The organism is Pedobacter frigidisoli, assembly GCF_032678525.1.
In the GTDB taxonomy this organism is placed as follows: domain Bacteria; phylum Bacteroidota; class Bacteroidia; order Sphingobacteriales; family Sphingobacteriaceae; genus Pedobacter; species Pedobacter frigidisoli_A.
The window spans coordinates 239265-254231 of the sequence record NZ_JAVTSE010000001.1 but is presented as its reverse complement, the minus strand read 5'-3'; the positions used below and the strand labels follow the sequence as shown (position 1 = coordinate 254231).

The following is a 14967-nucleotide window of genomic DNA, read 5'->3' as shown; positions in this document are numbered from 1 at the left end:
CTATGGTCGGTATTTCTATACAATGCAGGTTGGGCAATCAGTTATTTCAGTATGCTTTTATCACGGCGCTTGCAAAAAAGCTAAATACAAAATATTTCATTAGCGAAAAAATAGAGCGTTTTACCTTGCCAGATTATTTCGAGCTCCCCCAATATCATCCAAAACTCAATTTTATCCATAAGCTTATCCTGAAAATAAAAAGGGGTTATCTCTTAAAGCCGCTTCAACATTATGAAATAACCCCAAATACACCTGCCCAAAACAATGAAATGTATGTAGGTTATTTTCAGTCGGAAAGCTTTTTTGAAGAGACAAAAGATGTTATCGATTCGTTAATCAAAGTTAGGGCAGAGCATAAAAGCGCATTCAATAAAAGGTTTGAAAAAACCTTCTCTCAACAAAAAACCATTGCCATTCATTTAAGAAGGGGCGATTATCTCCATTTGGACGATTGGTGGTTAGAAAATCTGGGCAGCAACAACTTAACCCTTCCAATTACTTATTATGAGAAATGCTTCGCAGCCATTAACAACCTGAACGATTATAGGTTAATGTTCATCAGTGATGACATTGAATTTGCCAGGTTAAATTTTGGCCATCTCGAAAATGCCGAATTTCATAATAATGAATTGATTATAGACTTTCAACTTATGATGAATGCTGACATTTGCATCGTATCCAATAGCTCTTTTGCCTGGTGGGCTGCCTATCTAAATGCTAAATCGACCAAGAAGATATTTTGTCCTGAATACTGGCTGGGATTCAATATCAATACAGAATATCCTAAAAATATTATTCCTGATAACTGGGAACAAATAGCAGTTAAATAATGAAAAATTTGCTTAGAAAATTATTAAACACCTTTGAGCCAAACAACAGGTTTAAAAGAATATCTTATGCTCAATATGGAGAAGACCTGATTATAAAATCCATTTTTAGAGAATATCTTGGGATTGAAGCACCCAGCTATCTTGATATCGGCGCCCACCATCCTTATCACCTTAGTAATACAGCACTATTTTATAAATTCGGCTGCCGTGGAATCAACATTGAAGCAAACCCAGATCTGATTGGTGCATTTAAAAAATTCCGCCCTCAAGACCAAAATCTTAATATTGGCATCAGTGCAACAGACTCCGAAAATATCGATTTTTATATGATGGAGCAGCCGGAGCTCAATACTTTTGTAAAGAAACAAGCCGAAGAACTTGCGGCTAAAGGCTATCCCATAAAAAAAATTATAGGTATTAACTGCCTGAGCCTTTCCAGCATTATTCGAACCTATTGCCAAGGCGTTTTTCCTGATCTGCTTTCTCTAGATGTAGAAGGTTTAGATGAATCAGTACTCGAAAGTTATAATTTTGGAAGCACTAGGCCTAAGATCATCTGTGTTGAAAATCTTCATACCGATGATGAAGGATTTTTGAGAAAGAATAATCAGATAAGGGCGATATTGGAAAAGAACGGATACTTTCTCATCGCGGACACTTTTCTGAATGATATTTTTATAGACTCAGCTTTGCTAAAATATAGGAAATAATTTTTTTGGTTTTCCATGGAGCATCGGCCAACAATAGCATTATTAGTACCTGTTTATAACGGCGCCAATTATATTGTTGAATTTTGCGAACACCTTAAAGAGCTGACCTCAACTTTTGATGAAGTTATTTTTTACAATGACGGGAGCACTGATGATTCTTTAAATTTAATAAAAAAATCGGGCTATAAATATATCACAGCTGAAACCAACAAAGGCGTTGGTGCGGCACGCAACATGCTTGCACAAACTACCCAATGTAATTATATCCATTTTCATGATGTGGATGATAAATTCAGCAGTACATTTGTTGAAGAAGTTAAAACCGTTATCGTTAATGATCATGCTGAAGTTATATTTGGCGATTGCGATTGGATAGACATCGGCAATAAAGCTGTTTTAATCCGATGGCGTTACAGCCAAGCTGAACTTTCGGCAAAACCAGCCGATTATCTGCTCGCAAATCCTCTCGGTATTATTAATACCGTTTATCATGCCGATACATTCCGCAGCATTAATGGATTTAATGAAGATTTAAATTGTTGGGAAGATGCAGATATCCATATCAGATTGGCATTGGCAGGCACCAGATTCAAACACATCGACAATACCATCGCTTTTTCACTGCGACACGGTCATGGTCTAAGTGGAGATCAACTCTGGTGCTGGGAATGCAGGCTTAAATTTCTTGAGCGGTACCTCTGCGATTATTCCGATCTCTTAAATAAATCAACAATCGAGTCCGAAATTAAAAAGGTGCAAAATGTATTTATCCTGTCTGGTAATTTCTCAAAACTTAAAAAAATTATCGATTTAAAAGCCAAATACAACCTGAATTTAAACACAGATAAAATTTACATTTTACACCTGTTAAGCAAAATAATTCCATTAGGTCTTTTGTTTCCACTGGTTAAAAAGATGATAAAATAAATGAAGGTTCTCAAAAAAATAATTACAGTTCTTTTTACCAATTATCCCTATAAAATTAGGTGTTTTGATCAACTGTATCGCAATAAAAAAGGAGAAGCGATTGACGTACCCGAAGAGAGGCCTATGGTTTTAAAGACTGAAATAGGCGAAACAATTGTATATGCCAATGGTGCATCATTTTTAAATTATCCTCCCATCCTGAGAAAAGTTAACGGTCAAAATCGGTATGAATTGACTGGTATTTTTAAAGAGCCTGACAGAATTTTATATAAAATTCCTGGCGGTAGCATCATCGGCAACAACGGATTCGTGTATGATGCAAAAAAAAAATCATTTATTGAAGAATCGGCAAAAGAATGGACCACAACACTTGGTAAATCGCCATTTACCAACATGGTCCACTTTCCACCTAAAAAAGCCTTAGATGGGTACGTTCTTTCCTGTTTGACCAATGGTGCCGATGGCGGTTTTTACCACTATTTTTTCGAATCGCTTTTAAAACTTTATTACTGCCGTGAAATCGTTGATTTTACCAGTTATATCCTCCTCAACGGACCATCAACTCAATGGAAGTTAAACTGGTTGGAAAAAGCCTCTATCAATATTGATAAGGTGATCTGGGTAATGGATACCGATCATATAACCTGCGAACAGTTGATGTTTACGAACCGACTGATCAAAGATCAACAACTTTCCAAATGGAGTATTAATTCCCTATTGCAATTATTTAGTGTAGCACCTGCTGTAGAGGCTACACAGAATAATAAACAGGTAATCTGGATAACCAGAGCAGGATTAAAAGAAAGGCACATCAGCTGGGAAGAGCAGATTTTGGATGTTTTTCCGGCAATAAGATGTGTTGATCTGACCCAGCTTACACCAGAAGAAACCATCCACACACTACAAGAAGCCACACATGTGATTTCTGCCCATGGAGCAGGCCTGAGCAATCTTATTTTTTGCAGAAAGGATACTAAAGTGCTCGAAATTTTGCCAAACGGCAAAACCTTTCAGCCTTGCTATAGCCGAATTTCTTCCGTTTTAAGGCTAAACCATTTTATTGTAAATCTCGATGTTTCCAATCCTGATAATCGAGAAACCGGCTTCGGATATTTAAAGGAAACACTATGCAACTTTATCTAACACGAATGATATCATTTTGGTACAGGATTTATTTTAGGTTCTTTGGCATCATGCTCCCCAGTTCTGTTACCATTGGCAAGAATGTATTTATCTCAAAGGGCTTTTCAACTAAAAAAGGAACCATCACTGTAGGAGCAGGATCTGAACTATTAAAAGGTAGCGTATTGAAAGCTTATGGTGGAGAGATCAACATTGGAAAAAAAACATATATTGGAGAATATGTGGTAATTTACGGGCATGGGAATGTCTGGATTGGGGATAATGTACTGATTGCCATGCAGGCCACTATTGTGAGTTCGAATCACGACATTCCATCAAAGCACATTCTGATCCGTTCTCACGGCGACATTTTGTTGCCTGTACATATTGGTAACGATGTTTGGATTGGCGCAGGAGCTAAAGTATTGGGTAATGTAAATATTGGCGATGGGTGTGTGGTTGGTGCAGGTGCAGTAGTTACAAAAGATTTACCACCGTACGCAATCGCTGTTGGTGTTCCTGCAAAAATTATCGGCTATAGAAATGATTAAACTGATTAGTGTAATTATACCCACTTATAATCCCAATCAGGAGAAATTAGATTTAACCATCAAACACCTCGAAGAACAACGCCTCTCTAAAGACCGCTGGGAATTGATTATTGTAGATAATAACTCGAGCAAGGACGTAAAAATTAACTGTTCACCTTCGCTCAATTATCGGCTGATAAAAGAGCTAAGACAAGGGCTTACCTATGCTCGTTTAGCCGGTATAAAGACTGCAAAGGGTGAATTAGTTGTGCTCGTTGATGACGACAATCTTTTAACGCCAGATTATCTGGACAATGCAGCTTCAATTTTTGCTGAAAACTTAAATTTAGGAGCAGCTGGCGGTAAAATTCTCCCGGCATTCGACAGTGCGCCCGAAGCCTGGCTTGCTGATTTTTATGAATTACTGGCCATTAGAGACCTTGGTGAAGAAGTGATACTTGCCAGTTGGGAACACACCTTTCCTAAGCCATCACCGGTTGGTGCAGGAATGATTTTAAGCATGAATGCCTTAAAGACCTATTTGAATAAAGAACATTATATTCTGGACAGAACAGGTAACAGCTTGAGCTCAGGAGGTGATAATGACATTGTTATAGAAGTGTTAAAAGCAGGCTGGGAAGTAGGATATTTTCCATCATTAGTATTGAAACACCTTATTCCCGCATCAAGAACAACCCTTAAATACATCAGCAAACTAACCAACGAAAGCAGCAAGTCGTGGGTAATCCTACTCTTATCTCACAACATCTGCCCATGGGAAAAAATCCATAGATATAGCGTACCAATCAGAAAAATCAGGGCATGGTTCGCTTATAAAGCTTGGAGCAATAAAACAAATTACATAAAATGGAAAGGTGCATGTGGAATTTTTGATGGCCTGGCAACATGATCAATAAGATAAAAAAATCTTTATCCTACAGGATGCCAGTGATATATAAATTTTTATTGCGTTTTAAAACCTATAAAACTATCCAAAAGGATACATCAGATCAGGTCATATTAATGATGACAGGTAAAGCTCATATCAGAATGGTAAGTCTTTGCCTATTAACCATTAGCAAAAAGTGGTCAACGCTACCAATGCTCATTATAGCTTCAGATGGTTCTATTTCATCAGAAAAAATTTCCAGATCTTTAAAATTCTGGAAAGGTAAAATCCAGATCAACGACTGGGAAGAAAGTGTAAATTACCATTTAGTAAAACGTAGAAAAGCTATTGCATCCTATGCCCGGTTAAATGCCTTTGGTAAAAAGCTGGCCATCATTTTACACCACGCAGAAGAAAAGCCCGTGGTTTGGATTGATAGCGACATCCTGTTTTTTAAGGATTTCCTCCCCTATTGGCCCGAAAACCAAGTAACAACAGCTTGTGGTGGATCGGCCGATTGGAAAGGGTCATATGATGAAAGATTATTAAAGTTCTTTAACGGAAGCCTCCAAAAATATGGCAGCTTTAATGCTGGTCTTATTTATGCTCATGGAATAAACTTATATGAAGAAAATAAAATAGATGAGGCCTTAAACCTTATTCATCCCAATTATGATTTTTTATCAGAGCAGACCATTTTTGCAAAAATAGCAAGTGGTTCACTTGGAGTGCTATGGGAGCAGCAAATTATTGCCAATTTTAATGATGATGATCAATCCCTTAGTCCAACAAAAAAGCAGTATATAGGCAGACATTACACCAGCAATGTAAGACATCTTTTTTGGCGCGATGCATTCTTTCTTAGCTAAAGTTTTTATGTTTAACCAAAAAATAATCGACATAGTCTACCGCTACCCAAAAGGCAAATTGAAAACGTACCAACGTTATGGGGGTATATTTAGCTATTGGCAGATGCAACTTAATAACAGTAAAATGAAAAGAGCGGTTCGGTCGCTTCCCGAAATCGGTTCCAATCCGGGAGGCCTGCCCGTTTATTTCCTAACAGGTGACAAATACCTTTATCAAACATTTTTCTGCATGACATCGGCTGTAAAATACCATCCTGATATATTCAGATTTATACTGGTTGATGATGGTACTTTCAATAAGGATATTATTAGTCTAATCAATAAACAGGTAAAAAACATCGAAATAGTCGATGCATTACAAATAAAAAAGAATTTAAACCTAGTTTTACCAGAAAAAGAATTCCCTGCTCTGCATCATAAAAGGCTCATCTATCCACATATTAAAAAGCTGACTGATATCCATTCTATTCAGGATGGTAATGATTGGAAACTTGTGATGGATTCGGACATGTTGTTCTGGCAAAGCGCCAATGATATCACGAATTGGCTAAAATCTCCACAAAGTCCAGTGTATATGCAAGACTGTGAACAATCTTATGGCTACACTACCACAATAATGGAGAAACTATCCGGATCAAAAATTCAGCCATTAATCAATGTTGGTGTTATAGGACTAAAAAGCAGTGCTATATCCTGGAGAACACTCGAGAACTGGATAACCGGTCTTGAAGAGGCTGAAAATACTTCGTACTTCTTGGAGCAGGCACTAACCGCAATGATTATCGGGGAAACCAAATCAGTACGCCTAAATAAAGACAAATACATCGTAAACCCGACACCTGATCAGGTAACCCAAAAAGAAGGGATACTTCATCATTATGTTGATTTATCCAAAATTGCCTATTTCGCAAAAGCATGGAAAACCTCGTAGCCCCCAAACATGTCCAATCACTATGGATTGGAGAGCAGTTTTCGAATGTCGAAAAATTGTGTATACAATCTTTTTTGGACCACGGGCATGAATTTCATTTATATACCTATCAGGATATCAAAAATATTCCTGCAGGAACTAAGATTTTTGATGCAAATGAGATCATGAAAGAAGAATCGATTTTCAGGTATAAAGATGGATGGGCCAAAGGATCTGTTTCAGGTTTTGCCGATGTATTCCGTTTATTACTGATCAAAAACCGTGGTGGATGGTGGGTAGACATGGATATCATCTGCCTTAAATATCTCGATTTAACCTCAGATCTTATTTTCTGCACCAGTAATGAAGGTGAATATGGCTCAGTGGTGAACAATTGCATTTTTAAAGCTCCAATCGATCATTTTTTCATGGATTATTGCCTAGATAAAATAAATCAAATCGACCTTCAAAATATGGATTTTGGCTTAGCTGGTCCTTTTCTGTTCCAACAGACAATAAAAGACCTTAAATTGCAGGAAAATGCATTGGAATATGACTTCTTCAATCCAATAAACTGGAAAAACGTTGGGGAGCTTATTTTGGAGGATAGAAGTAATTTAAGTAAGTACAAGGAGCTGGTAAGGCCAATATTTAAACCTCAGACAATGCCAGGCCGAAGGATTACCGAGAATTCATACACGCTTCATCTATGGAACGAAGTGTGGAAAAATTATCAGTATGATAAGAATAAGCGCTACTCTGAGTCTTCCATCTTCGAAAAATTAAAAAAGAAACACGGTATAAAGTAGATGTTCCCCTTAATCTCCATTTGTATTCCTGCCCATAACTGTGGGTTATATATAGCAGATACATTAACATCGCTTTGCAACCAGTCCTATCGGAAACTCGAAATCATTGTCGTAAACGATGGTTCGAAAGACGATACGTTAGCACAGATCAATACTATAAATGATCCCAGGATTTTTGTGTTCTCCATAAATCGATCTGGAGCCGCGTCGGCTAGAAATCTGGCCTATCAAAAATCCACTGGAGAGTATATCATCTTTTTTGATGGGGATGATCTTATACCAAAAGATTTCATTCAACTACAGGTCGAATCCAACAATTATCAGCGCGATGTAGTTGTTGTTTCGGGATGGGGTCGGTTTTACCATGATGATACCGAAAGTTTTAAAGAAGAGCCAATTTTTAAGGAAGAACTGAGCTTTAAACAATGGATTTTACGCTATTGGCAAGCTTGCAATCCCATGACTACCCCTGGACGTATATTAATGCACCGGTCCATAGTTGATCAGGCCGGTTTATGGAATGAGCGACTCAACCTTAACGATGATCTCGAATTTTTTACCCGGGTGTTTCTTAAGACCAGTAAAATTATAATGAACCCTGCTGCATTATTTTTCTATAGATCTGGCATAAAAGGCCTTTCTGATAAAAAGGGAGAAGCTGCCTATCATTCACTTTATCACTCGGTATATCTTTCAACCCAGTATGCTATAAAAGCCTATGGAGAACAGGAAAACATCAAAACATGCTGTGCCAACATGTTACAAAGCTGTATTTATGAGATTTATCCTACCAATAAGCCTTTGATTAAGGAAATTGAAAGACATGTTATATCGTTGGGAGGATCATCTATAAAGCCGGAATCAGGTGGTATTACATTTATTTTCAATTCAATATTTGGCTGGAAATTGACCAAAAGAATAAAAGCTCTTCTTGATTGCTAAATCAGCATGGATTGTAAAGTCAGAATTTTCATCATCACTTATAGAAGGCCTGTTCTGTTGAAAAGGGCATTGGCTTCGCTTATTAATCAATCTTATACTAATTGGATCGCGGAAGTAATTAATGACGATCCAGCTGATCATGAAGTTGATTTAATTATCAAAGGTTATCAAGACGAAAGGATTTACCTCTCTATACCTGTCATAAAGAGAGGTGCAACAGGAAATTTCAATTATGCCTTCGCCAGCCGAAACAAAGAAAAATACGCCAGTATTTTGGAAGATGACAATTGGTGGGAAAAAGACTTCCTTTTTAAGATGATTACTGCGCTTTCTAATCGGCCCGACATCCAACTAGCAGTATCAAATGAAAACATATGGAGTGAGACCGGGGATGGTGAATGGATAAAGACTGGCAATTACGCATGGAATAAAAAAACAGACATCGAATTTTACGGATATGAATTGAAAGATAAATGTGGCAGTGCTAAAATTTGCAATAGCGCAATGCTTTGGAAGACTGACAAGTCGAACAATTGGCTTACGCCAGATGACTTGCCTGTAGATGTAACAGAGCACTTTCGGGAACGAGTGATTCCACATCCCATTCTTGTTGTAAACGAACCCTGTGTCAACTTCTCTGTAACACAAGAAACAGCAAGGTCGCAAAAGCTATGGCTTTGGGGCTCATACCAGGTCTTGTTGATCTCATCAGTTTTTAAATGCACCGACAGTAAAACCCGTATTAACCTTGCCAATGAATTATGGCTAACGGCTCGTAATGGTAACAAGCCTTATATTACAAGCCTCTTGCATACCGGGCTATCATTAAAGAGCGCAAGAATTTTATGGATGAATGCTAGCATATTAGATATCTTTAGATATTTATTAACGTGGATAAAATCACCTTTAACCTGTTATAAAATCATCAGGTCTCCACAAAGACTTTCGAAACACTTCAACTTTCTCACTTCGGCTTGTGAAAAGGAGTAAGGTTAATAACTTAACTGCTTACCTTCAAAAGAAACCTTAGATTATTGGATAATACCTGAACGCTAAAATAAGTTGGAGAAAATTGTATATAAAGTCTGTATCATTACCCATACCCATTTGAGCCGTAATCCACGAGTGCTTAAAGAGGCTCTTGCCCTTATAGAAGCAGGTTATGAAGTATACCTCTTAAACTCCGTTTACTCAAAAGTTTTAGTGGCTGCTGATCTGGCACTTTTGAACGGATTCCCTATTTATATTGAACATATATCAGATTTATCCAAAAATGATTTTCGCAGTTTCTTTGATAGAGCTTTAAAAAAAGTCGGTAACTTACTGATCAAATATTTTAAATGGGAAACCTGTTATGCGCTTGGTTATGCACCTCAACGTTACATTAGTATAAGTAAAAAAATTAAAGCCGATCTGTACATCTGCCACCAGGAATTGCCACTTTATGTTGGCGCTAATCTAGTGAAATCAGGGTTAAATGTTGCTTTCGATATTGAGGACTGGCATGCTGAAGATTTACTAAGGGAAGCGGTCCTATTGCGGCCTATTAAACTTTTAAGACACCTAGAGGCATTTGCTTTAGAAAATGGCAGATATAGTACAACTACTTCTGAGGCGCTAGCTAAGCAACTATCAATAAGATACCATGTTCAACAGCCCAATGTAATTTACAATAGTTTTCAAGTTGATCAGCAAATATTGCAAATCGAAAAACAAATTAAGTTACCTATAAAACTGGTTTGGTATTCTTTAAATATTGGAAAAGGCCGTGGACTGGAAGAATTTATCGAAATATTAAACCGTTTGAATGTTAATGTTGAATTACATTTAATAGGGGAAATAGAACCATTATATAAACGAGAAATCCAAAAACTTATTGATCGGGGATTTGATGTCTTTTTCTATCCCCCAGTTCCTACCACCCAGATGGAAAAAACGCTGAGCAAATTTGATGTGGGTTTAGCAATTGAATTACATCAACCGAAAAACAGAGAATTTACAATAACCAATAAGTTTTTTCAGTACGTACAGTCGGGACTCCCTATTATTGCAACGAATACCGTTGGGCAGCAGGAGGTTTTCAAGCTATTTAATCCAGGCATTTTGATCGATTTCAACAAACCGGATGAAGCAGCGCTCGCAAAATGGCTTAATAATCCACATGCAATAAAAAATGCGAAAGCAAACAGCCACAAGATGGCAAATGCGTACGACTGGAAAACCCAGAAAATAAATCTATTGAATTTGGTCAAATATGCATTATCATAAAGAACCCGTAAGTTTACAGATCAATCTTTCACCAGGTGACTTCCGCATCGCTAAATTTATATTGCCGCATCAATTAAAGGCATTGGCTTGTCAGGTTGATGAAATAATTTTAACGGTGGAGTCTAAACCTAGCAAAGGCAGGTTTGCTGAAGGATGGAAAGAGAATATACGTAATCTTGAATGGTTACTTAAGGATATTTCTCAATCGTTCGAAGTGAAGGTTATCCAGGTAGATTACCAGGAAGAAAAAAAGCGCGAAATTGCTCAATATTTTTTTAACAATACTTATATCCCTGAAAAAGATTTCAGGGGTGGACCTTTTTATGCTTATTTCTATGGCCTTTATCATTGTAAAAATGACTTGATTTTTCATTTAGATTCGGATATGTTTCTAGGCGGGCATAGTAGCAAATGGATAGCAGAAGCTACCGGGCTATTTAACCAACATAGTAACCTATTGTGTGTAGCCCCACTTCCTGGTCCGCCTGCAGAAAATGAACAACTAAAAGGGCAGGACATTATAAAAAAAATTAACGGTATACCTTTCATGTATGAAATATCTGGTTTTAGCACAAGGATTTTCATGATTAGAAAATCTTTGATAACCCTCCATAAAATCAAATTGACCAGGCCCAAATTAAAAGATCAGGTAAAAGCTATTATTAAAGGTAATCCAAATGCCGACCTGCCCGAGCACCAATTATCTGATTTAATGAAAATACACCATTTAAAGAGAATAGACTTTTTGGGAAGTGGATCTGGAATGTGGTCTTTACATCCACCCTACCGCAATCAAAATTTCTATGGAGGCCTACCGGATTTAATCAAAAGAATAGAGCAGAACAATCTTCCCAAGTCTCAAAATGGATTCTATGATATAGTGGATGAGGTAATAGATTGGAAAGATGTTAGGGAAAAGTTATTTAAATAGTTTAAACAAATAATTTGAGGAAACACACAAATACAATTGTTGTTATGGTTTCGGTAGGTGACAGAGAGCATTTGACAAAATTTACCTATCCCCGGCTTGCAGAATGGGCGGCGAAACATAATTATTCGAGTTGCTTGCTGAAAAAACCTTATCAAAGTGATCTTGTTCGTTCTCTGCATTTCACCAAATTAATGGTGCACAAAATGTTGCCTGGTTTTGAGAGATATATCATCATTGACGACGACCTGCTATTGAGAACGGATGCGCCCGAAATGGAAGAAGTACCAAAAGGTTATGTTGGCCTATGTATGGATGCCGTCCAAGTTAACACAGTTGCGTCACATGTGAAATGGACTGGAAATTCAGGTTTTATTGTCTGCGACGAATCTGCTTTGAAATTCTTGGAGTATGCCTATTATGAAGGTGAATATCAGCCGTTAGATTCTTCACAAACTATTTGGGGGCCATTCGATCAGGCGATCCTTAACCACATATTATTTAAAAATGACAGGGTTTATCAACTAGATTGGCGTTGGAATTACCAATGTGTTATTGATTATTACGACAAAACAATTGGCTGGAACAACTGGAAAAATAAACGTTGGGAAAGATTCTTTTATTATCTAAAAATTTGGCTTCCTGTAAGGAGTAAGCCGAAGAAAAAAATAGCTCGCGCTTATGGGATCCACATGACAATGGGGCTATATCCAAAATTCTTCTCTAAAATACATGCATAACCGATGAAAAAAGCATTAATAATTTCTCCATATTTTGCGCCCTCAAATGCGGCAGACATGCAGAGAGTAAGAATGAGCCTGCCTTTTTATGAAGACTTTAATTGGCAAGTTGAAGTTGTATGTGTGGCGGAAAAATTTACAGATGCTGTTTTTGATTACCTATTGAACGAGTCTGTTCCAAATCATATAAAAATACATAAAATCAAAGCATTACCCAAAAAGGTAACTTCCAGATTTGGCTTAGGTAGTATTGCCTTAAGATCATTATGGTTTTATAAAAAGTATGTTAACCAACTTTTAAAAAAAGAAAAATTTGACCTCATATTCTTTTCCACTACACAATTCCCTGTTTGTATATTAGGTTCATATTGGAAGAAAAAATTTAACATTCCGTATATCATTGATATGCAGGATCCTTGGTTTACGAACTACTACGAAGATAAACCTAAACATAAAAGGCCAAAAAAATACTGGTTCTCCTATCGATTGGATAAATATTTGGAACCTATTGCTATGAAAGATGTGTGTGGATTAATGGCAGTTTCCGACGCCTATTTAGACGATCTAGTGCTCCGCTATCCTTACCTCGCCAAGGTAGCGAAAGCCACTATTACTTTTGGCGGATTCAAAAAAGATCTGGAAATAGCCAATAATCACAAGAATTCTCTTCACCTTGCATATGATAGTGATGCAGCATTTAAACACATTGTATATGTAGGACGTGGCGGATTCGATATGCAAAAAGCTGTTAGCCTTCTGTTAAAAGCTTTCAAAAAAGGTTTGAAATCAAATTACACTATATTTAGTAAACTAAGGTTCCATTTTATAGGCACCAGTTACGCCCCTCTTGGTAGTGGGCAGAAAACACTATATAGTGTAGCAGAAAGGCTTGGCGTGGAAGAGTATGTTTCTGAGCAAACTGATCGGATTTCTTTTTATGATAGCTTATATAACTTACAATCTGCGGATGCACTTTTTATCCCCGGGCACGAAAAGCCTGCTTATACTGCCTCTAAAATGTACCCATACATCATGACAAACAAGCCAATTTTAGCAGTGTTCAATATGCAAAGTAGTGCTGCACAATCATTAATTGACTGCAAAGCCGGCTATCTCGCGGATATCTTAAATTTTAAGAAGTCAATGGAGATCATTAAGTGTTTTTTGAGAGGAGTAGCAGAGGAAAATTTGCCTCAACTAGATACTGATTGGACTGAGTTTGAGAAGTACAGAGCAAGGGCGACCACACAAAAACAGTGTGAGTTATTTGATAGTTGTGTTAGTAAGCCTTCGATAAATTGAAAAAACTAGCAATTGTCATATCTCATCCAATACAGTATTACGCACCAGTATTTCAACTTATTGCCTTAAAATGTGATCTACTGGTTTTTTACACGTATGGAGAGGAGAATGTTAAAGAAGTAGATGATGCTGGTTTCAAGAAAAAAGTTACCTGGGATTTACCTCTTTTAGAAGGTTATAGTTATCTTTTTGTTGAAAACACAGCCGATAAACCTGGGCATTATTTTAACGGTATTAGAAACCCATCACTAATTGAAAAGATTAAATCATTTTGCCCAGATGCAATTTTGATTTATGGTTGGGCGTATCGAAGTCATTTAAGCACAATTCGGCATTTTAGTAAAAAAATCCCTATTTGGTTTCGGGGGGACAGCACAACCATTGATGAGTCAGGTTGGATTAAAAGTAGAATTAAAAAACACTTTTTAACCTGGATATATAAACATATTGATTTTGCTTTTTATGTGGGAAAGCAGAACAAAAATTATTACAAGAAATTTGGAGTTGAAGAAAAACAATTAATTTTTGCACCCCATGCCATAGAAAATGAGAGGTTCGGTGACGATCGGTCGATTGAAGCATTTAGATTAAGAAAAAAATTGGGCATCTCACAGCATCAAATTCTTATTCTTTATGCGGGAAAATTTGAAGAAAAAAAAGACCCTGCTCAGCTGTTAGATGTTTTTATTCAATTAAAGCATTCTTCTGCCCATTTGCTTTTTGTAGGCAACGGAGCACTCGAAGAAAACTTAAAGCTGAAAGTTGCACATCTAGAACAAAAATTTATAGAGAGAATTCACTTTTTGGATTTTCAGAACCAAACGCAAATGCCGGTAGTTTATCAGGCGTGCGACTTATTCTGTTTGCCCTCTAAGGGACCAAATGAAACGTGGGGCCTGGCTGTAAATGAAGCAATGGCTGCTGCTAAAGCCGTCTTAGTTTCTGATAAGGTTGGTTGTGCAGTTGATTTAGTAGTAGAGGGCAAGAATGGATATGTTTTCGAGGCATCAAATGAACAATCTCTTAAGCAAAAGTTATCAGTTATCCTGGAAAGTAATCTTGCTCAGATGGGTAAGTTTGGCAACGAAATAATAAAAGAATGGAGTTTTTCAAACCAAGTTAAATCATTCATTAGTACTTTCGAAAAAGACTAGCATAAATAAATTGATTAATCGGTAGTATCGTGACATC

General features: G+C 37.1%; 16 protein-coding genes. All 16 read left to right on the top strand.

The features are described 5' to 3' along the window. Nucleotides 1-2: 2 nt before the first annotated feature. The 16 genes from R2Q80_RS01035 (at nucleotide 3) to R2Q80_RS00960 (ending at nucleotide 14930) form a co-directional block, all read left to right on the top strand. Nucleotides 3-830, top strand: a complete 828-nt coding sequence (locus tag R2Q80_RS01035) for an alpha-1,2-fucosyltransferase (protein ID WP_316797810.1) — start codon at nucleotides 3-5, stop codon at nucleotides 828-830. After that, on the top strand, nucleotides 830-1540 hold the full coding sequence (locus tag R2Q80_RS01030) for an FkbM family methyltransferase (protein WP_316797809.1): 711 nt from the start codon (nucleotides 830-832) through the stop codon (nucleotides 1538-1540). The genes R2Q80_RS01035 and R2Q80_RS01030 overlap by 1 nt, the downstream gene beginning before the upstream one ends. A 15-nt stretch (nucleotides 1541-1555) precedes the next feature. Continuing rightward, nucleotides 1556-2467 carry a glycosyltransferase family 2 protein gene (locus tag R2Q80_RS01025; RefSeq protein WP_316797808.1) on the top strand — a complete coding sequence of 304 codons (912 nt, stop codon included), beginning with the start codon at nucleotides 1556-1558 and terminating at the stop codon, nucleotides 2465-2467. Next, nucleotides 2468-3610 carry a glycosyltransferase family 61 protein gene (locus R2Q80_RS01020; RefSeq protein ID WP_316797807.1) on the top strand — a complete coding sequence of 381 codons (1143 nt, stop codon included), beginning with the start codon at nucleotides 2468-2470 and terminating at the stop codon, nucleotides 3608-3610. Nucleotides 3611-3615: 5 nt separating this feature from the next. After that, complete coding sequence (locus tag R2Q80_RS01015) at nucleotides 3616-4140, top strand: acyltransferase (protein ID WP_316797806.1); 525 nt, start codon at nucleotides 3616-3618, stop codon at nucleotides 4138-4140. Then, nucleotides 4133-5029: a glycosyltransferase gene (locus tag R2Q80_RS01010; protein ID WP_316797805.1), complete on the top strand. Its 897-nt coding sequence runs from the start codon at nucleotides 4133-4135 to the stop codon at nucleotides 5027-5029. Before R2Q80_RS01015 ends, R2Q80_RS01010 begins: the two co-directional genes overlap by 8 nt. 32 nt (nucleotides 5030-5061) lie before the next feature. Next, nucleotides 5062-5877: a hypothetical protein gene (locus R2Q80_RS01005; protein ID WP_316797804.1), complete on the top strand. Its 816-nt coding sequence runs from the start codon at nucleotides 5062-5064 to the stop codon at nucleotides 5875-5877. A gap of 124 nt (nucleotides 5878-6001) precedes the next feature. Beyond that, entirely contained in the window at nucleotides 6002-6808 is an 807-nt protein-coding gene (locus R2Q80_RS01000) for a hypothetical protein (protein ID WP_316797803.1), read from the top strand. Beyond that, on the top strand, nucleotides 6793-7596 hold the full coding sequence (locus tag R2Q80_RS00995; protein ID WP_316797802.1) for a glycosyltransferase: 804 nt from the start codon (nucleotides 6793-6795) through the stop codon (nucleotides 7594-7596). Before R2Q80_RS01000 ends, R2Q80_RS00995 begins: the two co-directional genes overlap by 16 nt. Next, on the top strand, nucleotides 7597-8538 hold the full coding sequence (locus R2Q80_RS00990) for a glycosyltransferase family A protein (RefSeq protein ID WP_316797801.1): 942 nt from the start codon (nucleotides 7597-7599) through the stop codon (nucleotides 8536-8538). 6 nt (nucleotides 8539-8544) lie between these two features. After that, complete coding sequence (locus tag R2Q80_RS00985; RefSeq protein ID WP_316797800.1) at nucleotides 8545-9528, top strand: glycosyltransferase; 984 nt, start codon at nucleotides 8545-8547, stop codon at nucleotides 9526-9528. Between the two features lie 72 nt (nucleotides 9529-9600). Then, complete coding sequence (locus R2Q80_RS00980) at nucleotides 9601-10806, top strand: glycosyltransferase (protein ID WP_316797799.1); 1206 nt, start codon at nucleotides 9601-9603, stop codon at nucleotides 10804-10806. Continuing rightward, nucleotides 10793-11737 carry a hypothetical protein gene (locus R2Q80_RS00975; RefSeq protein WP_316797798.1) on the top strand — a complete coding sequence of 315 codons (945 nt, stop codon included), beginning with the start codon at nucleotides 10793-10795 and terminating at the stop codon, nucleotides 11735-11737. Before R2Q80_RS00980 ends, R2Q80_RS00975 begins: the two co-directional genes overlap by 14 nt. Nucleotides 11738-11751: 14 nt before the next feature. Beyond that, complete coding sequence (locus R2Q80_RS00970) at nucleotides 11752-12474, top strand: hypothetical protein (protein ID WP_316797797.1); 723 nt, start codon at nucleotides 11752-11754, stop codon at nucleotides 12472-12474. A 3-nt stretch (nucleotides 12475-12477) separates the two neighbouring features. Beyond that, complete coding sequence (locus R2Q80_RS00965) at nucleotides 12478-13776, top strand: hypothetical protein (RefSeq protein WP_316797796.1); 1299 nt, start codon at nucleotides 12478-12480, stop codon at nucleotides 13774-13776. Beyond that, nucleotides 13773-14930, top strand: a complete 1158-nt coding sequence (locus R2Q80_RS00960) for a glycosyltransferase family 4 protein (protein ID WP_316797795.1) — start codon at nucleotides 13773-13775, stop codon at nucleotides 14928-14930. The genes R2Q80_RS00965 and R2Q80_RS00960 overlap by 4 nt, the downstream gene beginning before the upstream one ends. The last annotated feature ends 37 nt before the right edge of the window (nucleotides 14931-14967 follow it).